The sequence below is a fragment of the Thiocystis violacea genome, assembly GCF_016583575.1.
GTDB lineage: Bacteria > Pseudomonadota > Gammaproteobacteria > Chromatiales > Chromatiaceae > Thiocystis > Thiocystis violacea.
Genome location: NZ_NRRG01000017.1, coordinates 1 through 20,169, shown reverse-complemented (window position 1 = coordinate 20,169; position 20,169 = coordinate 1). Strand labels below are relative to the sequence as shown.

Sequence of the window (20,169 nt, the reverse complement as noted above, 5' to 3'; positions counted from 1 at the left end):
GGGAGGGTTCGAAACGTGGTGGCGGCGAATTATTTCATGAAGCCATGCTCGGCGAGGAACCCCAGCGTGAGACCGGACGCCTTGGGATCGGCGGCCCGCTCGCCCAGAAGCAGACGCTCCAGATAGCGGGCGATCAGGTCGACCTCCAGGTTCAGGCGCGAGCCTGGCCGATAGTCGCCGATGATGGTTTCCCGGATGGTGTGCGGGACGATGTTCAGTTCAAACACCGCGCCATCCACTTGGTTCACGGTCAGGCTGACGCCATCCACGCCGATCGACCCCTTGTGGGCGATATAGCGGGCCAGTTCGTCCGGGGCCTGGATGCGCAGCCGCCAGGAGCGGGCGTCCTCGTGGCGTTCGAGCAGGGTGCCGACACCGTCGACATGCCCGCTGACCAGATGGCCGCCGAGCGGGGTCGAGAGCGTCAGGGCCTTTTCGAGATTGACCCGACCGCCCGTCCCGAGACCGCCCAGGGTGGTCAGGGCCAGGGTCTCGCGCGAGACATCGGCCGCGAATCCCTGTCCGGTCAGCTCGACCGCGGTCAGACAGACGCCGTTGACCGCGATGCTGTCGCCCAGCGCCACGCCCTCAAGCGGCAGCTTGCCGGTGGCGATCGCCAGCCGGACATCGCCTCCTCGCGGCTCCAGCCGCTGGATCTGGCCGACGGATTGGATGATTCCTGTGAACATGGGTCGTCTCGACTACCTTTGAGTGCTTGATTGCCGGCATTGGGCGCGCGACTGCGGCCAAGGTTTCGCCGGTTGCCGACGAGACTTTACGACTCGGCGAGGCGAGGCGATCAGCCAAGGTGACCAGGATCGTTATGACCTATTGGTCATAATTCAAGACCAGCGAAAACACTGGACGGGGAAATCAGCCAATGCGACCAGGATCGGGTCGCGCCCGGATCCGCAGATCGGGGCCGATGCGCCGTACCTCCAGGATCTCGAGCGCGACGCGATCGGACATCGCCGTGATCGCCGGCAGCTCGAACAACCCCCTGGCGCCCTGCCCCATCAGGCAGGGCGCCTGGTAGAGGATGATCTCATCGACAAGACCATCGCTCAGCGCCGCGCCCGCGAGCCTGGGTCCGGCTTCCAGCAGAACCTCGTTGATCTCCCGGCGCGCCAGTTCCTCCAGCAGGGCGACCAGATCCACCCGTCCGGCCCGCGCGGGAAGCCGCAATGTCTCCGCGCCGGCCGCCTGGAGCGCGGCCATCGGCTCGGGCCGCGACTCGGCGCCGACCACCAGCGTCCTTCCGGGAAGCGCGAGCATCCGCGCCTCGGGCGGCATCCGCCAGTGGCTGTCGACCACGACCCGCAAGGGTCGTCGTATCGGATCATTCGGCGTCATGCCCGGCAATTCGCTCGCCGACAGGCGCACGTCCAGGCCCGGATCATCGGCCAGCACCGTGCCGATCCCGGTGAGGATGGCGGAACTGCCCGCGCGCAACCGCTGCACGTCGCTCCGCGAGGCCTCCGAGCTGATCCATTTGCTCTCGCCCGAGGCCAGGGCCGTGCGACCGTCCAGGCTCGCCGCCAACTTGCACCGCACGTAAGGCCGTCCCTGCTCCATCCGTTTGATGAAACCGGGGTTCAAGGCGCTGGCCTCGGCGCGCGACACCCCGAGGAGCGTCTCGATGCCGGCCGCGCGCAAGGCGTCCAGCCCCTTGCCGGCGACCAAGGGATTCGGGTCCACCATGGCGCAAACGACCCGCGCGACGCCGGCCTCGATCAGGGCCTCCGTACAGGGCGGGGTCCGACCCTGATGGCAACAGGGTTCGAGGGTCACGTAGGCGGTCGCGCCGCGCGCCCGCGCGCCGGCGGCGGCCAGGGCCAGACGCTCGGCGTGCGGCTCGCCGGCGCGTCGGTGCCAGCCCTCGCCGACGACCTCGCCTTCGCGCACGAGCAGACAGCCCACACGCGGATTGGGATCGGTGGTGTAGCGACCCAACTCCGCCAGGCGGATGGCGCGCGCCATGTAGTCCAGATCCGAGTCGGCTTCAGGGACCGAGTGTCCAGGGGGCATCAGGACTTGGACTCCAGATCCCCAAGCAGATCCATTTGCTGGCGGGCGGCCTCGGGCGTCGGGTGCCGCTCCAGCCGCTCGATCTCCTCGCGGAAGGCGGCCACGTCCTCGAACTGGCGGTAGACGGACGCGAAACGCACATAGGCGACCTGATCGAGCTGGCGCAACTCGTCCATCACCATCTCGCCGACCCGCCGCGCGGGGATTTCGCTCTCCCCGCCGGACATCAATCGACGCTGGATACGCGACATGGCGGCATCCACCTGCTCGGTGCTCACCGGACGCTTTTCCAACGCCCGCATCATCCCGGAGCGCAGCTTGCGCCCATCGAAGGGGACACGGCTGCCGTCGCGCTTGACGATCCGGGGCAGGTTCAGCTCGGCGGACTCGTAGGTGGTGAAGCGCTCCTTGCAGACCACGCATTTGCGACGCCGTCGGACCTGATCGCCCTCGCCAGAGAGACGCGAGTCGACCACCTTCGTATCCTGGGCGCCGCAGAAGGGACAACGCATGGGTTAGTTTTCAGTTGTCAGCGATGCCTTCTCTTCAACGCTCGTAAACGGGAAAGCGCTTGCAGAGATCCAGCACCTTGGCCTTGACGGCGTCGATCGCGGCCTGATCGCCGCGCGCGTCGATCAGATCGCACATCCAGCCCGCGAGATCGCGCGCCTCCTCGATCCCGAAACCGCGCGTGGTGATAGCCGGAGTCCCGACCCGGATGCCGCTGGTCACGAAAGGCGATTGCGGATCGTTGGGGACGGCGTTCTTGTTGACCGTGATGTTGGCGTTCCCCAGCCAGGCGTCCACGTCCTTGCCGGTCAGACCCTGATGGATAAAGCTCACCAGGAAGAGATGATCGTCGGTGCCGCCGGAAACCACGTCGTAGCCGCGTGCAATGAAGACCTCGGCCATGGTCCGCGCGTTGCGCAGCACCTGCTCCTGATAGGTTTTGAAGCCGGGCTCCAGCGCCTCCTTGAAGGCCACCGCCTTGGCGGCGATCACATGCATCAGCGGACCGCCCTGGGTGCCGGGGAAGACCAGCGAGTTGAGCTTCTTCTCGATCTCGGGATTGGACTTAGCCAGGATCAGACCGCCGCGCGGACCGCGCAGAGTCTTGTGCGTGGTCGTGGTCGTCACATCGGCGATCTGGACCGGGCTGGGATAGACGCCGGCGGCGATCAGACCGGCGACATGGGCCATGTCGACGAACAGATAGGCGCCCACGCTGTCGGCGATATCGCGGAAACGCTGCCAGTCGACGATGCGCGAATAGGCCGAGAAGCCGGCGATGATCATGCGCGGCTTATGTTCCCTGGCCAGACGCTCGACCTCGTCGTAGTCGATCTCGCCGGTCTCGGGATTCAGCCCATACTGCACCGCGTTGTAAATCTTGCCGGAGAAGTTGGGCTTGGCGCCGTGGGTCAGATGTCCGCCGTGGGCCAGGCTCATGCCGAGCACGGTGTCACCTGGATTGCAGAGCGCCATGAAGACGGCGGCGTTGGCCTGGGAGCCCGAATGCGGCTGGACATTGGCGTAATCCGCGCCGAACAACTGCTTGGCGCGATCGATGGCCAGTTGCTCGGCCACGTCCACATGCTCGCAGCCGCCGTAATAGCGCTTGCCCGGATAGCCTTCGGCGTACTTATTGGTCAGGACGCCGCCCTGGGCCTGCATCACGCGCGGGCTGGCATAGTTCTCCGAGGCGATGAGCTCGACATGCTCTTCCTGCCGGCGCTCCTCGGCCTGGATGGCGGCCCAAAGCTCCGGGTCGTAATCGCTGATTTGCATGGTCTTCTCGAACATCTGTCTCGCCTCCGGCGCCGCAAAGCAGCGTAGTCTATCGATTTTCGGCTCGCGCGTCGCGAGCCGTCGCCTCGCGGGCCGGGCCCGCGCGCCTAAATATTAAATTATTCTGATAGTTGTCGGATGATACTGAGAAACAGCCATAGGGGTTTCTCATGACGGCAAGCCTAGTTTGGAGTGCTATGCATGGCTTGGCTCTTCGCGGCCGATCTATTCAAGCATCTGATTTATTGGTTTTTTATTTCCAAACCAAACTGAACCAGTGCCCCTACCCCGTCGCCGACCACCCCGCACAACTTCGGGAGGGATGGTCAACCTCGATTGGTGCTCCGACGCAATAGTCCTTGGCGTTTCCGCCATCTTATCGCCGGCCTGCCGCGCCAGTAGCCTCTACCTCATCCGTTCGATGCCCCCTACCGTCATCCAAACGCCTTCGCTTTCTTCTGGAGATCCCCATGCTTTTCGAGCCTGTTCGCATCCGCTCCCTACCACTGAGCAACCGTATCGTCATGGCACCCATGACGCGCAGTCGCGCCGTCGAGGGCCATACCCCGAACGCGCTAATGGCGGAGTACTACGCCCAGCGCGCCTCGGCCGGCCTGATCGTCTCCGAGGCGGCCTCGCCGTCGCCCAAGGGGCTCGGCTATCCGCGCATCCCAGGGCTTTTCACCATGGAGCATGTCCGTGGCTGGAGACTGATCACCGATGCCGTGCATGCCAGGGGCGGGAAGATCGTCATCCAGCTCATGCATACGGGGCGCGTGGCGCATGTGGCGAATCTGCCTGCAGAGGCGGAAGTCCTGGGGCCGGTCGCCGGGGTCTGTCCCGGGGAGATGTACACCGACGCGCTGGGTCCACAGCCGTTCAGCCCCGCTCGGGCGATGAGCGAGCGCGATATCGCGCAGGCGGTCGATGAGTTCGCCCAGTCGGCGGGTCTCGCGATCGAGGCTGGCTTCGACGGCGTGGAACTGCATGCGGCGAATGGTTATCTGATCGAGCAGTTCCTCAATCCCAACGTCAACCAGCGGACCGATGGTTACGGGGGCGGCATCGAGGGACGCAACCGGTTCGCGCTGGAGGTGACGCGAGCGGTCGCCGGGGCGATTGGCGCGGACAAGGTGGGCATCCGCCTGTCGCCCCATGGGGTGTTCAACGGCACCGGGGCCTTCGCCGAGGTGGACGCCCAGTACCTTGCCCTGTGCGAGGAGCTGTCGGCACTCGGCTTGCTCTATCTGCATCTCCTCGATCACTCGGCCATGGGCACTCCCCCGGTGCCGGAGGCGCTGAAGAGGCAACTACGCGAGCGATTTGACGGCCCCTTCATCCTGGCGGGCGGCTTCGATCGGACGACGGCGGAGACGGCGATTGCCGAAGGGCGGGCCGACCTCGTCGCCTTCGGTCGTCCCTTTCTGGCCAACCCCGACCTGGTTGAGCGGATGCGCGCCGGCGCCGAGCTGAACGCTCCTGACGTGTCGACCTTCTACACGCCGGACGCCAAGGGTTACACGGACTATCCAGCGCTGGGAGGCTGAACGGGCACCGCCGTCGACTCAACGGCGTCGTTCATTGGCGGTTCCGAGCCAATAGCACTGGTCGATCAGGAATCGTCGCGGAAAAGTCAAACACCAGCTCGGCGGGAAAGGTCATGGACTCATCCCCTCTTTTGTCATGGCTTCTATTGAGCGGCCGAGGCGCGGGTGCCCTATCCTAGGCAACCGAAAGGCCATCATTTCCCAATCCAGCCCGAGTGAATTCCATGCCAAACACCTCCGCCGCGTCGAATGGGGCCATCCCCTTCGATCCGCGCCGACATCTCCCGGATCCAGCCGCGATCGAATCCCAGGCGCGCCTCGCCCTGGCCGAGGATCTGGGCGACGGGGATCTGACCGCGTCCCTGCTGCCGGCCGATCAGCATTCGCGAGTCGAGCTGATCACGCGCGAGCCGGCCACCCTGAGCGGATGCGCCTGGTTCGATGAGGTGTTCCGGCTCCTGGATCCCGAGGTCGGGATTCGCTGGGAGGCGGCCGACGGCGATCGGATCCATCCAGGGCAACGGATCTGCGTCCTGGAGGGTCGTTCGCGCGCCCTGCTCACGGGCGAGCGCACGGCGATGAACTATCTGCAGACGCTCTCGGGCACAGCGACCCTGGCGCGCCGCTACGCCGATAGCGTCGCCGATCTGCCGGTGCTTTTGCTGGATACCCGCAAGACCCTGCCGGGTCTGCGCGCGCAACAGAAATACGCCGTGCTGTGCGGCGGCTGTCACAACCACCGGCTGGGTCTCTTCGACGTCATCCTGATCAAGGAGAACCACATCCTGGCGGCCGGCTCGATCCAGGCGGCCTTGACGGCGGCGCGAACCCAGCACCCAGGCGTGGAGGTCGAGATCGAGGTGGAATCGCTCGATGAGCTGGAGACGGCGCTCGCGGCCGGTGGCCGGATCGTGCTGCTCGACAACTTTCCGCTGGAGGCCATGAGACGCGCGGTCGCCATGAATGCCGGTCGGGCACGCCTGGAGGCGTCCGGCGGAATCAATCTGGAGACCCTGCGGGCGATCGCCGAGACCGGGGTCGACCGCATCTCCGTGGGCGCCCTGACCAAGGACGTGCGAGCGGTGGATCTGTCGATGCGTTTCCTGACTCTTTAGGCGATTTCCGGGCCTGACCAGACCAAGGATCGAGCTTTCAAATAGGCTCTGTGTCGGTCGCGCGGCGGAGGTCAGTCGTCGCGCGCCCGATCGGGCGGTGGCTCCAGACAGCGCAGCCGCTCGCGCAGGGTCTCCAGTTCGTCGAGCAGGTCGAGCGCCAGGGCGACGCCCGCGAGGTTGAGGTCGAGATCGCGCCGGAGTCTCAGGGCGCGCCGCGCGCGGCGGACCTCCAGGCCGCTGAATCGCCAGTCGTCCGGCTGCTGGCCTTCGGGTTGCAGCAGGCCCTCCGTCACCATCAGCTTGACCACGCGGCCGGTGGCGCCACAGAGACTGGTCAGCTCTGTGAACGAGACCGTCAGCGTCTCGTCGAGGAGGATCCCTTCGATGTCTGTCTCGGTGCGCGCCATGGGGTTCAGACTCCGAGTTGGGCTCGCGGGTCGAATGGCAGTTGCTCGGCCATCCGGCGATAGATCTCCCTGGCGGCATCGCTGGTCGCCGGCGGGGTGACGATCTCCAGCACAAGGATCTCATCGCCCGGCGGGTCGCCCGGCAGACCACGCCCCTTGAGGCGCAGCTTCTGCCCGGACTGGGATCCTGGCGGGATCTTGAGGCTCACCGAACCGCCCAGGGTCGGCGCCTTGACGGTGGCGCCGAGCGCCGCTTCCCAGGGGGCGATGGGCAGGCGCAGTTGGATGTCGCGTCCCTCCAGGGTGAAGAGCCGGTGCGGCTTAAAGTCGATCTCCAGATAGAGGTCTCCGGCCGGTCCGCCGTTGTGCCCCGGCGAGCCCTGACCGGCGAGCCGGATCTGCCGTCCCTGGGTAACGCCGGCCGGGATGCGCACGTTCAGGGTCTTGGAACGGGTCGTGGGCTGTCCGCCGGGGCCGGTCTCGGGCACGTCCAGCTTGATCTGGCGAGTGGCGCCCTGGTGCGCCTCCTCCAGGTCGATGGCGAGCTTGACGCTTTGATCCTGACCGCGCCGCCGACGGCTGTCCTTGGTTTCGGATTTGAAGGCACGACCGAAGATGCTGGCGAAGAAGTCGCTGTAATCGGTTGCCTGGTCGGGATTGAAATGAAAATCACGGGCACCGCCCGCGCCGGGTGGCGGACGAAAGTCCTGCCCCGCGCGCCAGTTACTGCCGAGCGCGTCATAGGCGGAGCGCTTCTCGGCGTCACGCAGAACCTCGTTGGCCTCGTTGATTTCCTTGAAACGGGTCTCGGCGTTCGGCTCCTTGCTGACATCCGGATGGTACTTACGCGCCAGCTTGCGATAGGCGCGCTTGATCTCGTCCTGGGAGGCGTCGCGCGCCACGCCGAGTGTCTTGTAGTAGTCCTTGTATTGCATGAACGCGCCTCGGGCGAAAGGATGAACGGGGACTCGGGTTCCGGCGAACGGAACGCTCCTGGCGTTCCGCGGATCCCGAGACCGGGTCTCGCATGATATCGCGCTGGCCTGGCTTGATTCGGTGATTTCCGGGAAACCTTATACCGGCGATTCGCCCGATCATAGACAGGATTAACAGGATTTCGCAGGATTGACAGGATTTTTAAAGCTCTGTTTTGAATCCTGTAAATCTTGAAGAATCCTGTTAATCCTGTCCAATTCCGAAGCTTTCGGTCGGGTTCGGACTGGCCCGGCGGCGCGCGGATCAGGGTTCGCGGGGGACCATCGACCCATGCGCCGGCACCGTGCGCTCCCGCGCCCAGGTGCGCAGTCGCTCGATCTGGACGTCCATGACGACCGACAGCGGCTGGGTGCTGGCCAGTTCGCTCAACAGGGTCTCGGTGGAGATGGCGCCATCCTTGGTCGTGTCGGCGAAGAGCGCCGAGACTACCGCCTGCTCGATCCCGGCGCCGGTGAAGCCCTCGCTCGCCTGGGCCAGGACGTCCAGGTCGAACGCCTCGGGAATCAGCCCACGTTGTTTCAGATGGATGGCGAAGATGTCGCGGCGCACCTCGGCCGGGGGCAGATCGACGAAGAAGATCTCGTCGATCCGACCCTTGCGGATCAACTCGGGCGGAAGTCGCGAGATGTCGTTGGCGGTCGCGGCCAGGAAGACGCGCGTCTTGCGCTCGGCCATCCAGGTCAGCAGGGTGCCGAGAACGCGCCGGCCTACGCCCTCGTCCTCGGAGCCGCTGGCGATGCCCTTTTCGATCTCGTCGACCCAGAGCACACAGGGCGCCATCAGATCCGCCGTCTCCAGCGCCTTGCGGAGATTCTTCTCGGTTTCGCCGATGTACTTGTCATAGAGCGCGCCGAAATCCAGCCGCAGCAGGGGCACGCCGAAACGTCCGGCCACCGCCTTGGCGGCGAGACTCTTGCCGCCGCCCTGCACGCCGAGCAGGAGAATACCGCGTGGATGGTCGCGCTGCCGGTCGGGATCGAGGAAGGCGTCGCGGCGCCGCTCGATCCACGCCTTGAGATTGGACAGGCCGGCGATATCGGCGAAGGAACGGGTGTCGTACTCGAAGCTGATGATGCCCTCCGGACTCAATAGCTCGTACTTGGCGCGCTTGACCGCCTCGACGTCGTTCTGGGTGATGGCCCCGTCGTTACGAATGGCGTTTCGGATGAGCCGGCGGGCGTCCGATTCGGTGATGCCCAGCAGGTTCTCGGCGAGTTGATCCAGCGCCTGACGGGTCGTTCGCACGCTGCCCTGATCGCCGATTTCCTGCCAGAGTTTGGCCTCCTCCCGGATCAGCGCCTTGAGACGGTTACGATCGGGCAGACGCAGCGTGAAGCGCACGCTCAGATGACGCAGCTCCGGCGGAACCTCCAGCGCGTGGCTGACCAGAATGAGCGTCCGGGGCAGGCCCACGTAGCTCTGCGCGATTTCCTTGAGCAACCGCACATGGAGCGCGTTGTCCAGATAGGGATGGAAATCCAGCAGAAGATAGAGTCCGCGCTGGGTGGTGACGCGGATATGTCTCAGGATCTCGGTCGGCTCGGCCAGCATCCGCTGTGAATCGGCCTCGAATTCGATGCGCCGCAGACCATCCGTGACGGTCCAGCTAAAGGCCGGCTCGGAGATCCGCAGCGCCAGACGCGAGAAGAGTTCAAGCACCCGTCCCTCCTCGATCGACTCGATCAGAACGATGGGGGTGTCCGAGCGCAGCAGGAGTTCGAGGTCGTGCAGATCGGGCGTCATGGGATCCTGGCCTGGTGGGTTAAGTGTTTCAGGAATATCAGCAAATGCCGCGATCCTCAAGATCGCGCCTGGGTTGGCGTGACCGGATTCGGATCTCGTGGGTGGTCACGGTCGCGACGCCGATCGCCTACAATGACGAGCCTGATTGCGCGCCAGACCACGCGAACGCCTCCAGGTCGCGCCCGCCGCCGCGGCGCCTGTGACATTCGACCCATGCCCTGAAGATCCCGGCCAACCAGCAGAGAGCCTCCATGACCGCCAAAGACCATTTGATCATCTTCGACACCACGCTGCGCGACGGCGAGCAGAGCCCCGGGGCCTCCATGACCCGCGACGAGAAGGTGCGCATCGCCAAGGCGCTGGAGCGCATGCGCGTCGACGTGATCGAGGCCGGTTTTCCGATCGCCAGCCCCGGCGATTTCGAGGCGGTCAAGGCGGTGGCCGAGGCGGTCAAGGACAGCCGGGTGTGCGGACTGGCGCGGGCGCTCGACAAGGATCTCGATCGCGCGGGCGAGGCGCTCAAGGGGGCGAACGCCGGACGCATCCATACCTTCATCGCGACCTCTCCCATCCATATGGAAAAGAAGCTGCGGATGACGCCGGATCAGGTGTTGGAGCAGGCGGTTTACGCGGTCAAGCGGGCGCGTCGCTACACCGATGACGTGGAGTTCTCGCCCGAGGACGCCGGTCGCTCCGAGATCGATTTTCTCTGCCGGGTGCTTGAGGCGGTGATCGATGCTGGCGCCAACACCGTCAATATCCCGGATACCGTCGGCTACAACATTCCGGACCAGTTCGGCCACCTGATCGGCGCCCTGCGCGAACGGATCCCCAACGCCGACAAGGCGGTCTTCTCGGTCCATTGTCACAACGACCTGGGGCTGGCGGTCGCCAACTCGCTGGCGGCGGTGCGTCAGGGCGCGCGTCAGGTCGAGTGCACCATCAACGGCTTGGGCGAGCGCGCCGGCAACGCGGCGCTGGAGGAGATCGTGATGGCGGTGCGCACCCGTCAGGATCTCTTCGACTGCCAGACCCAGCTCGACACGACTCAGATCATGACCTGCTCGCGCCTGGTCTCCGGCATCACCGGCTTCGCGGTGCAGCCGAACAAGGCGGTGGTGGGCGCCAACGCCTTCGCGCACGAGTCCGGCATCCACCAGGACGGGGTGCTCAAGAACCGCGAGACCTACGAGATCATGCGCGCCCAGGACGTCGGCTGGAGCGAGAACCGCATGGTGCTGGGCAAGCACTCCGGGCGTAACGCCTTCCGCGCGCGCTTGCAGGAGCTGGGGGTGGTGCTGAAGTCCGAGGAGGAGTTGAACGCCGCCTTCTCGCGCTTCAAGGATCTCGCCGACAAGAAGCACGAGATCTTCGACGAGGATCTGCAGGCCCTGGTGACGGACGCCACCCTGGAGAGCGCCAACGAGCGGGTGAAACTGGTCTCCATGCGGGTCCATTCCGAGACCGGCGAGATCCCCAGCGCCGAACTCATCCTGGCCTTCGACGGCGAGGAACAGGCCGGGACCGCCACCGGCGGCGGGCCGGTGGACGCCACTTTCAAGGCGATCGAGACCATCGTCGACAGCGGAACCACGCTGAAACTCTACTCGGTCAACGCCATCACCAGCGGGACCGACGCCCAGGGCGAGGTGACGGTTCGGCTGGAAAAGGGCGGTCGCATCGTCAATGGCCAGGGCGCCGACACCGACATCCTGGTCGCCTCGGCCAAGGCGTATATCAACGCCTGCAACAAGATCCTGCACCCGGCCGAGCGCGCCCATCCGCAGACCGCCGATGTCTGAGGCGGGTCCAATGGAGGAATGGCGCCGACGCGCTTACCTCGAAGCGATGGGCGTGACGGTCTGGGAGTCGCGCGCGCCGCTCATCGAGGAGCCCGTGTGGACGGAGTCGGCGCCGACCGATGACGCGCCGCGATCCTGTTCGCAGGACGCGGGACAAACGTCGACCGAGCCGGCCGGGATGCTCGCGGAGGCCGCCTGGGTCGAGGCGATCCCCGAGCCGCCGCCGCGCGCGCGATCCCTGGAGCCCGTCGTCGGCTCGGAGGCCCCATCTCCGGCGTCCGAGGCCGAGCCTGGGGCGAACGCCATCGAGCGGATGGATTGGGAGGCGCTGGAGGCCGCCGTCGCCGGTTGCCGCGCCTGCGGACTCTGCGAGAGCCGCAACCGGACCGTTTTCGGGGTCGGCGACCGCACGGCGAAACTGATGCTCATCGGCGAGGCCCCAGGCGCCGACGAGGATCGCGCCGGGGAACCCTTCGTGGGCCGCGCCGGGCAACTCCTCGATCGCATGCTGGCGGCGATCGGCCTCTCCCGCGAGCAGGTCTATATCGCCAACCTGCTCAAGTGCCGCCCACCCGGCAACCGGGATCCCAAACCCGAGGAAGCCCTCCAATGCCAGGCGTACCTCATGCGACAGATCGCGCTGATCCAGCCTCGGCTCATCCTGTCGGTCGGACGCATCTCGGCCCAGCATCTCTTGCGCACGGATACCCCCGTTGGTCGGCTACGCGGACGTTGGTTCGCCGATGGTCCGGACGGGATTCCACTGAGGGTGACCTACCACCCGGCCTATCTGCTGCGCTCGCCCGAACAAAAGGCCAAGTCCTGGGAGGATCTGACCGAGATCAGGCGGCGGCTGGAATCCTTGGCCTCCGAGCACCGCCAAGACTGAGGGAACGGCTGGCACCGTATCCGTCGGGAAGACCTATCGTCCACGAATCTAGGTGTTTTTACGGATTCTTGGACGCGCCTCGCTTGGCTAACGTTCGGGGGGTTCCAGGCAACCCGCTTCAAAAATACGGAATCGACGAAAATCAATCGCCGAAAGCCCTTGAACAGCATGAATAATCAGATTTACCTATCAAAAAATGAAAATCCATCCGCAAATCTAATTTCATATTTAATTATTTTCTAATATAATCTCCTCCGTGGTCACTGATCGAGCGACCACGCTTGCTGCCAACGACATAAACGATCGGAGAATATCGATGAAAAAGCTTGCTACCGCCGCTGCTATTGCCGCTCTTCTGGGTGTTTCCGCTTCCGCTTCCGCTTGGTGGGGTCCAGGCTACGGCGGTCCCGGCTACGGCTCGGGCTTCGGCGACTGGATGGATGACTTCATGGGTGACGGCTACGGCGACTTCAACATGAGCATGAGCGGTGGCGGACGCGGCTACGGTCGTGGTTATGGCCGCGGCTATGGTCAAGGCTACGGCTATCCCTACGGCGGATACGGCTACCCCTACGGCGGCTACGGCGCCCCCTACGGCGGCTACGGCGTTCCCTATGCCTTCCCTTACGGCGCCCCCTACGGCGCTCCAGTGGCTCCGGCGGCTCCGGCCCAGTCCGAGTCCAAGTAAGATCGGATTCAGATCCAAGAAAAGCCAGGCGATTGCCTGGCTTTTTTTATGCCCGCTCGAATGGCTCGACTCGCCTTCAAGGCCGACGCGAGTCGCGCCCCTCAGCCTGCTTCCAGCATAAGCCCGCCCTCACCCATCGGTCCGGCCCGCGAGGAAGGGATAATCCGTGTAGCCGCGCGCGTCGCCACCGTAGAAGGTCGCCTCATCGAGCTGATTGAGCGGGGCGTTCAGGCGCAAGCGTTCGACCAGATCCGGGTTGGCGATGAAGGGCTTGCCGAAGGCGATCAGATCGGCGACATTGGCGGCGCAGGTGGCCAGGGCCAGCTCGCGGGTATAGCCGTTGTTGCCGATATAGGTGCCCTTGAACAAGGCGCGCAGCCTGAAGAGCTGGAAAGGATGTCCGGTTTCGCGCGGGCCGCCGGTCACGCCCTCGACGAGATGCAGGAAGCCCAGGTCCAGCGCGTCGAGCCGCTCGACCGCATGGACGAACAGCGGTTCCGGGTCGCTGTCGTCGATGTCGTTGACGGGAGAGAGCGGCGAGAGACGCACCCCGACTCGATCCCGCTCCCAGACCTCCAGCACCGCCTCCGTGACCTCGATCAGCAGACGGGCGCGGTTCTCGATGCCGCCGCCATAGGCGTCGGTGCGTCGATTGGTCTTGTCGCGCAGGAATTGATCCAGCAGATAGCCGTTGGCGGCGTGAATCTCGACCCCGTCGAATCCCGCCGCGCGGGCATTCTCGGCCGCTTTGCGGTAATCGGCGATGAGGCCGGGAATCTCCTCGATGGCGAGCGCGCGAGGCGTGACCATATCGACCATCCCGCGACCCGTGAACACCTGCCCTTCCGCCTTCACGGCCGAGGGGGCCACGGGCAGGGCGCCACCCTCTTGCAGCTCGGGATGGGAGATGCGCCCGACATGCCAGAGCTGGATCAGGATCCGGCCGCCCTTGGCATGCACGGCCTCGGTGATGTTCTTCCAGCCGGCGATCTGAGCCTCGCTGTAAATACCGGGCGTCTGGATGTAGCCCTTGCCCTGGGGCGAGATCTGCGACGCCTCGCTAATGATGAGACCGGCGCTCGCGCGCTGGGCGTAATAGGTTTCCATCAAGGGTGTCGGCACGTCCCCCGCGCCGGCCCGGCTGCGTGTCAGCGGGGCCATGACGATGCGGTTGGCGAGGGTCAGTCCGCCGAGTTGGTAGGGTTGGAAGAGATCGTTTTCAGCGGCATGGCTCATGGTTTTGGACTCCTTGGCGCCTTGGGCGCCCTAGCGGTGCGTTCGGGTGGGTTCGATTCGACAACAACGCCGATAAGACCTCCGGCGACGCGGGCCTGGAGGCGTTCGCCCGGCTCGACCCGGCTCGGATCGCGGACGATCGCGCCGTCCGCGCACCTGGTCAGGATGGCGTAGCCGCGGGTCAGTGTCCCTAATGGACTGCGGGCCTCAAGCCCGGCGAGGGCGCGCATCAGACGTTCGCGGCGGTGCGCCAAGAGTTCCGATTGCGCCCGGCCCAAACGCTGGCGCAGAGCGTTCAGCCTCAAGCGCGCGCGCCCGATCGCTGGCTCCGGCGTGAGGGCCGCGAGCCGCTGGGCGAGCGGACGCCAGCCTCGGTCGGCGCGGACAAGACGTTCGGCGACGAGGGTCTTGAGGCGCCGCTCGGCGCGATCCAGCCGCTGGGCCTGCTGCTGAAGCCGCGCCGCCGGATGGAGCAGGCTCAAATGCCGGATGGTCGCGGTCAAGCGTTGGCGGATCGCCGCGATCCGCCGCTGCCGCGCGCCGGCCAGCCGGGTCGAGAGCGCGAGCAGACGCTGGCGCAGATGCTCGGCCGAGGGGGCGACCAGCTCGGCGGCGGCCGAGGGCGTGGCCGCGCGATGATCGGCGACCAGATCGGCGATGGTGATGTCGCTCTCGTGCCCGACACCGCTCACGACCGGAATCGCGGACGCGCGGATGGCGCGCGCGAGCGCCTCGTCGTTGAAGGCGCCCAGATCCTCGATCGAGCCGCCGCCGCGCGCCAGGATCAGCACGTCGCACTCGGCGCGCGCATTGGCGGCGGCGAGCGCCGCGATCAGCGCGGCCGGGGCCGCCTCGCCCTGGACTTGCGCCGGATAGATGAGTACCGGCAAGCTGCAGAAGCGGCGCCCGAGGACCGTGATCAGATCGCGCACGGCCGCGCCGAATGGCGAGGTAATGAGTCCGACCTGACGCGGGAAGGCAGGAATCGGCCGCTTGACGGCGGTGTCGAACAGCCCCTCGGCGGCGAGTTGGCGCTTCAGTCGCTCGAAGGCCAGCCGCAGGGCGCCCTCGCCGCCCGGCTCCAGATGCTCGACGACGAGTTGGAAATCGCCTCTCGGCTCATAGAGCGTCACGCGAACGCGCGCCAGAACCTGTTGACCGTTCTCCGGTCGAAACGCCAGCAGCGTCCGCTTGGCGCGAAACATGGCGCAACGCACCTGCGCCGCTTCGTCCTTGAGGCTGAAATAGAGATGTCCGGAGGCCGGTTGCGCCAGGTTCGAGAGTTCGCCGCGCACCCAGAGCCGCGGAAAGGCGCCGTCGAGCACGGCGCGCGCCTCGCTGACCAGGCGTGAAACACTGTGGATGTCGCGGGAGAAGTCCAGCGCCTGGTCCGAGGCGATCCGATTCATGACGGGTAGCGGAAAACGGCGATGACGAGGAGGCGGCTCGGCGACATGCGATCTCTCAATCTCGAATCTCGAATCTCGATTCGGCAAGTTTACCGACAAGCCCAGTCATTCTATACTTGCCGGTTATTTTACAGCGCCGAGGGTTGGGAGCGGGAACGGAACCCAGCGTCGTCGGCGCCAGCGCGTTGGGGTTCGAGCACGCGACCCAATCCACGCCCCATCCCCGTCCCTCGCAGCGATCCGCGGAGTCCCAGTCCCATGCGTCTGATCCAGGAAGCCCTCACCTTCGATGATGTCCTGCTCGTTCCCGCCCACTCCAGGGTGCTCCCGAACGAGGTAGACTTCCACACCAAGCTCACCCGCGAGATCGATCTGCGGATTCCTCTCGTCTCGGCCGCGATGGATACGGTGACCGAAGCCCGGCTGGCGATCGCCATGGCCCTGGAGGGCGGGATCGGCATCATCCACAAGAACATGAACGTCGAGCGCCAGGCGCGCGAGGTGCTGGCGGTCAAGAAATACGAGAGCGGCATCATCCGCAACCCCATCACCGTTTCGCCCCATGCGAGCATCGGCGAGGTCGTCGCGATCACCCACGCCAACAACATCTCGGGTGTGCCGGTCACCGACCGGGGCGAACTGGTCGGCATCGTCACCGGTCGCGATCTGCGCTTCGAGACCCGGATGGACGCACCGGTCTCGGCCATCATGACACCCAAGGAGCGACTGGTCACGGTACTCGAGGGCTCCAGCCGCGAGGAAGTGGTCAACCTGCTGCACAAGCATCGCATCGAGAAGGTGCTGGTGGTCAACCGGAACTTCGAGCTGCGGGGCCTGATCACGGTCAAGGACATCCAGAAGGCGAAGGACTTCCCCAAGGCCTCGCGCGACGCCCAGGAGCGGCTGCGCTGCGGCGCGGCGGTGAGCGTCGGCAAGGGCACCGAGGAGCGGATCGCCGCGCTCGCCGAGGCGGGCGTCGACGTCATCGTGGTCGACACCGCCCACGGTCACTCGCAGGGGGTGCTCGACCGCGTGCGCTGGGTCAAGACGCACTACCCGGATCTTCAGGTCATCGGCGGCAATATCGCGACTGCGGACGCTGCTAGGGCGCTGATGGAAGCGGGGGCGGATGCGGTGAAGGTCGGGATTGGCCCTGGATCAATCTGTACCACCCGTATCGTCGCCGGCGTCGGCGTGCCCCAGATCACAGCCGTCGCCAACGTCACCGAGGCGCTGGAGGGAACCGGCGTGCCGGTGATCGCCGATGGCGGGCTGCGCTTCTCGGGCGATGTCGCCAAGGCGATCGCGGCCGGGGCGCACAGCGTCATGATCGGCGGTCTCTTCGCCGGTACCGACGAGGCGCCGGGCGAGGTCGAGATCTATCAGGGACGTTCCTACAAATCCTATCGCGGCATGGGCTCGCTCGGCGCCATGGGCTCCTCGGAGGGGTCGAGCGATCGTTACTTCCAGGAGGACACCGCGAAGGAGAAGCTGGTGCCGGAAGGGATCGAGGGTCGCGTGCCCTATAAGGGCAGTCTGGTGAACGTCATCCATCAACTGGTCGGCGGTCTCGGCTCTAGCATGGGCTACACCGGCTGCGCCACCATCGAGGAGATGCGGACCAAGCCGGAGTTCGTGCGTATCAGCGGGGCCGGGGTGCGCGAATCCCATGTGCATGATGTCCAGATCACCAAGGAAGCGCCGAACTATCGCATCGACAACTGATGCGCCCTTGAATGAACAGGGGAATCTCCGCGAGCGAGGTGCTGCCCGGTCTGGACCTGGACCTGCTGACGACCTTTCTCGACCGGCCGACGACCTTCGAGGCGATCCGAGCCTATCGAGCGGCATTGCGCACCGATCCAAACGATCATTGACCCTATCGGTGGAGCCTCCGTCCTCTCGCATGGAGCGCCCGAGCCGATCCCTGTCCACTGTCCACTGACGACCCTTCGCCCCCCATGCCCAACATCCACGCCGACCGCCTCCTGATCCTGGATTTCGGATCCCAATACACCCAACTGATCGCGCGGCGCGTGCGCGAGGCTGGGGTCTATTGCGAGCTTCACGCCCATGACATGGACGCCCAGGCCATCCGCGACTTCGCCCCCAGCGGCGTCATCCTCTCCGGCGGCCCCCAGTCGGTCCACGAGGCCGAAACCCCGCGCGCCGATCCGCTGGTGTTCGAGCTTGGCGTGCCCGTACTCGGCATCTGCTACGGCCTGCAAACCATGGCCGCCCAGCTCGGCGGCACGGTCGTTCCCTCGACCCATCGCGAATACGGCTACGCCCAGGTTCGGGCGCGCGGACATTCGCGGCTGCTGCGCGACATCGAGGATCAGACCAGCCCCGAGGGCTATGGCCTGCTGGACGTCTGGATGAGCCACGGCGACCGGGTGGAAACCCTGCCGCCCGGCTTCACCGTCATCGCCGAGACCGACAACGCCCCGCTCGCCGGCATCGCCGACGAGGAGCGCCGCTTCTATGGGGTGCAGTTCCACCCCGAGGTGACCCATACCCGCCAGGGCCAGCGCCTCATCGAGCGCTTCGTCCACGAGATCTGCGGTTGCGGACGTCTCTGGACCCCGGACAACATCATCGAGGACAGTCTCGCGCGCATCCGCGCCCAGGTCGGCACCGACAAGGTGCTGCTCGGTCTTTCCGGCGGGGTCGATTCGAGCGTGGTCGCCGCCCTGCTGCACCGCGCCATCGGCGACCGGCTCACCTGCGTCTTCGTCGACAACGGGCTGCTGCGTCTCGGCGAGGGCGATCAGGTCATGAACACCTTCGCCCGTCACATGGGCGTGCGGGTCATCCGGGTGGACGCCGAGGAACGCTTTCTCGGCCGCCTTAAGGGCGTGAGCGACCCGGAGCAGAAACGCAAGATCATCGGCAACACCTTCATCGAGGTCTTCGACGACGAGGCCAGCGGCATCCAGGACGTCAAGTGGCTGGCCCAGGGAACCATCTATCCGGACGTCATCGAATCGGCGGGCGCCAAGAGCGGCAAGGCCAAGGTCATCAAGTCCCATCACAACGTCGGCGGCCTGCCCGAGGAAATGAACCTCAAGCTGGTCGAGCCGCTACGCGAGCTGTTCAAGGACGAGGTGCGCCGGATCGGCATCGAGCTGGGCCTGCCCTCCGAGATGGTCCATCGCCATCCCTTCCCCGGCCCCGGCCTGGGCGTGCGCATCCTGGGCGAGGTCAGCAAGGATTTCGCCGAGACCTTGCGCCAGGCCGATCACATCTTCATCGAGGAACTGCGTCGCGCCGATCTCTACGACCAGGTCTCGCAAGCCTTCGCGGTCTTCCTGCCGGTGCGCTCGGTCGGGGTGGTCGGCGACAACCGGCTTTACGCCCATGTCATCGCCCTGCGCGCGGTCGAGACGATCGACTTCATGACGGCCCGTTGGGCACACCTGCCCTACGATTTCCTCGACCTCGTCTGTCGGCGCATCGCCAACGAGGTGCCGGGGGTGTCGCGCGTGGTCTACGACATCACCGGCAAACCGCCGGGCACCATCGAGTGGGAATAATCAGTAGGCTACTAAGCCATTGTTTTATTAGTCCGACGCAAGGTTAAAACCACCGCCTTTAGGCGGTCAGATTTATCTTTGAAGCCTTTTGCGGCTTGCTGCCAATGCGACGAATGATGGAGACGGTCGCCATGCGATCCTTGACCAACCTGAGAAAACATGACCTGGGAGCCACTACACAAGAAAATAAAGCATTGTAGACCGCGCTCAGGCGGGCTATTTTACAGCACAAATCTATTTTATTTGCTTTGGCTAGAAGCAAATCACCCTGATCGAAAAAAAGCATGCAATCCGATTTAATGCATTAGCACGTTTACATTTGGAAAAAAGCCTTCTAATTTAAGATCTTTTCTTCAAGCAATCTAAGCTCGTCGTGATGCAACAATAGCACACCCAAGGATTGAGCAAGCTGTTTCGCCGACCGCGTATAGTCGGCATTACTTACGACCGCACAAAAGCTTCCACCGATATACCGCATTCCCGCGCAAACCTCTTGTACGGCTTTATTACCTACAGGGGACGAGTATCGCTTGCATTGAATAGCTCCTTTGCGACCATTCTTTGAAGCAATTACATCTACGCCATGATCACCTGTAGCTTGCGTCGTTCGCACATCCCAGCCATGACCTCTCAATACCTTAGCGCAATAATGTTCATAGTCGACTGGATCAATATTCGGGTCAAAATCACTCAAGCTGCCTCTTTCAAATCTTCTCACTACGTCATCTATAAAATCAAAGAGTTCGCCCCTGCTTAGCCGAACGCACGGACCTAAGCCTTGACTCAAGAGATTAGGGCCGACTACTTTCGACACAAAGTAGTCAACCTCGCTTCTCCATTTCGAATCATCGACATTACCCTGGTTCCGTGAACTGAATGAACCGTCTTCCAAGAATTCCCGTTACATAACAAGAGGATGGAGGTAAAATACGCCCATTCTAGGGCTCACCCGGCAGGTGACAAGTTGCGACGTTTCATCATCACG

At 64.8% G+C, this 20,169-nt stretch carries 18 protein-coding genes; 8 read left to right on the top strand and 10 right to left on the bottom strand.

The window, feature by feature from the left end; translation table 11 throughout:
• Nucleotides 1–29: 29 nt before the first annotated feature.
• The 4 genes from CKO27_RS10255 to glyA form a co-directional block, all read right to left on the bottom strand.
• Nucleotides 30–689, bottom strand: a complete 660-nt coding sequence (locus CKO27_RS10255) for a riboflavin synthase (protein WP_200374796.1) — start codon at nucleotides 687–689, stop codon at nucleotides 30–32.
• Between the two features lie 184 nt (nucleotides 690–873).
• Entirely contained in the window at nucleotides 874–2,028 is a 1,155-nt protein-coding gene (gene ribD / locus CKO27_RS10250; protein WP_242470843.1) for a bifunctional diaminohydroxyphosphoribosylaminopyrimidine deaminase/5-amino-6-(5-phosphoribosylamino)uracil reductase RibD, read from the bottom strand.
• Nucleotides 2,028–2,540 carry a transcriptional regulator NrdR gene (gene nrdR / locus CKO27_RS10245; RefSeq protein WP_200374795.1) on the bottom strand — a complete coding sequence of 171 codons (513 nt, stop codon included), beginning with the start codon at nucleotides 2,538–2,540 and terminating at the stop codon, nucleotides 2,028–2,030. Before nrdR ends, ribD begins: the two co-directional genes overlap by 1 nt.
• A 34-nt stretch (nucleotides 2,541–2,574) precedes the next feature.
• On the bottom strand, nucleotides 2,575–3,831 hold the full coding sequence (glyA, locus tag CKO27_RS10240; protein WP_200374794.1) for a serine hydroxymethyltransferase: 1,257 nt from the start codon (nucleotides 3,829–3,831) through the stop codon (nucleotides 2,575–2,577).
• Nucleotides 3,832–4,286: 455 nt separating this feature from the next.
• Here glyA and CKO27_RS10235 point away from each other — a divergent pair, with 455 nt between their 5' ends.
• Both CKO27_RS10235 and nadC read left to right on the top strand, forming a co-directional pair.
• Nucleotides 4,287–5,363 carry an alkene reductase gene (locus tag CKO27_RS10235; protein ID WP_200374793.1) on the top strand — a complete coding sequence of 359 codons (1,077 nt, stop codon included), beginning with the start codon at nucleotides 4,287–4,289 and terminating at the stop codon, nucleotides 5,361–5,363.
• Between the two features lie 224 nt (nucleotides 5,364–5,587).
• Complete coding sequence (gene nadC, locus CKO27_RS10230) at nucleotides 5,588–6,478, top strand: carboxylating nicotinate-nucleotide diphosphorylase (RefSeq protein ID WP_200374792.1); 891 nt, start codon at nucleotides 5,588–5,590, stop codon at nucleotides 6,476–6,478.
• 71 nt (nucleotides 6,479–6,549) lie between these two features.
• Here the strand turns inward: nadC and CKO27_RS10225 are convergent, their stop codons facing one another.
• The 3 genes from CKO27_RS10225 to CKO27_RS10215 form a co-directional block, all read right to left on the bottom strand.
• Nucleotides 6,550–6,885 carry a chaperone modulator CbpM gene (locus CKO27_RS10225; RefSeq protein ID WP_200374791.1) on the bottom strand — a complete coding sequence of 112 codons (336 nt, stop codon included), beginning with the start codon at nucleotides 6,883–6,885 and terminating at the stop codon, nucleotides 6,550–6,552.
• A gap of 5 nt (nucleotides 6,886–6,890) precedes the next feature.
• Nucleotides 6,891–7,820, bottom strand: a complete 930-nt coding sequence (locus tag CKO27_RS10220) for a DnaJ C-terminal domain-containing protein (RefSeq protein ID WP_200374790.1) — start codon at nucleotides 7,818–7,820, stop codon at nucleotides 6,891–6,893.
• A 304-nt stretch (nucleotides 7,821–8,124) separates the two neighbouring features.
• Nucleotides 8,125–9,624, bottom strand: coding sequence for an AAA family ATPase (locus CKO27_RS10215; protein WP_200374789.1), 1,500 nt, complete (start codon nucleotides 9,622–9,624; stop codon nucleotides 8,125–8,127).
• 251 nt (nucleotides 9,625–9,875) lie between these two features.
• On the opposite strand from CKO27_RS10215, the gene CKO27_RS10210 reads away from it, so the two are divergent.
• The 3 genes from CKO27_RS10210 (at nucleotide 9,876) to CKO27_RS10200 (ending at nucleotide 13,003) form a co-directional block, all read left to right on the top strand.
• Complete coding sequence (locus tag CKO27_RS10210) at nucleotides 9,876–11,426, top strand: 2-isopropylmalate synthase (RefSeq protein WP_200374788.1); 1,551 nt, start codon at nucleotides 9,876–9,878, stop codon at nucleotides 11,424–11,426.
• Between the two features lie 10 nt (nucleotides 11,427–11,436).
• The gene (locus tag CKO27_RS10205; RefSeq protein ID WP_200374787.1) at nucleotides 11,437–12,315 is read left to right on the top strand and encodes a uracil-DNA glycosylase; all 879 of its coding nucleotides are present in this window, start codon (nucleotides 11,437–11,439) and stop codon (nucleotides 12,313–12,315) included.
• A 316-nt stretch (nucleotides 12,316–12,631) separates the two neighbouring features.
• A complete protein-coding gene (locus CKO27_RS10200) occupies nucleotides 12,632–13,003 on the top strand; it encodes a sulfur globule family protein (RefSeq protein ID WP_200374786.1) in 372 nt (123 codons plus the stop codon).
• Nucleotides 13,004–13,132: 129 nt separating this feature from the next.
• Here CKO27_RS10200 and CKO27_RS10195 read toward each other — a convergent pair whose 3' ends face one another.
• Together CKO27_RS10195 and xseA are read right to left on the bottom strand one after the other, a co-directional pair.
• Nucleotides 13,133–14,239 (bottom strand): alkene reductase, encoded by a 1,107-nt coding sequence (locus CKO27_RS10195; RefSeq protein ID WP_200374785.1) that lies wholly within the window; start codon nucleotides 14,237–14,239, stop codon nucleotides 13,133–13,135.
• On the bottom strand, nucleotides 14,236–15,648 hold the full coding sequence (xseA, locus tag CKO27_RS10190) for an exodeoxyribonuclease VII large subunit (protein WP_200374784.1): 1,413 nt from the start codon (nucleotides 15,646–15,648) through the stop codon (nucleotides 14,236–14,238). Before xseA ends, CKO27_RS10195 begins: the two co-directional genes overlap by 4 nt.
• Before the next feature lie 258 nt (nucleotides 15,649–15,906).
• Between xseA and guaB the strand changes: the two genes are divergently transcribed.
• The 3 genes from guaB (at nucleotide 15,907) to guaA (ending at nucleotide 19,184) form a co-directional block, all read left to right on the top strand.
• The gene (gene guaB / locus CKO27_RS10185) at nucleotides 15,907–17,373 is read left to right on the top strand and encodes an IMP dehydrogenase (protein WP_200374783.1); all 1,467 of its coding nucleotides are present in this window, start codon (nucleotides 15,907–15,909) and stop codon (nucleotides 17,371–17,373) included.
• A gap of 11 nt (nucleotides 17,374–17,384) precedes the next feature.
• The gene (locus CKO27_RS10180; protein ID WP_242470842.1) at nucleotides 17,385–17,525 is read left to right on the top strand and encodes a hypothetical protein; all 141 of its coding nucleotides are present in this window, start codon (nucleotides 17,385–17,387) and stop codon (nucleotides 17,523–17,525) included.
• Between the two features lie 84 nt (nucleotides 17,526–17,609).
• Nucleotides 17,610–19,184 (top strand): glutamine-hydrolyzing GMP synthase, encoded by a 1,575-nt coding sequence (gene guaA / locus CKO27_RS10175; RefSeq protein ID WP_200374782.1) that lies wholly within the window; start codon nucleotides 17,610–17,612, stop codon nucleotides 19,182–19,184.
• 334 nt (nucleotides 19,185–19,518) lie between these two features.
• Here guaA and CKO27_RS10170 read toward each other — a convergent pair whose 3' ends face one another.
• The gene (locus CKO27_RS10170) at nucleotides 19,519–19,878 is read right to left on the bottom strand and encodes a restriction endonuclease (RefSeq protein ID WP_200374781.1); all 360 of its coding nucleotides are present in this window, start codon (nucleotides 19,876–19,878) and stop codon (nucleotides 19,519–19,521) included.
• Between the last annotated feature and the right edge of the window lie 291 nt (nucleotides 19,879–20,169).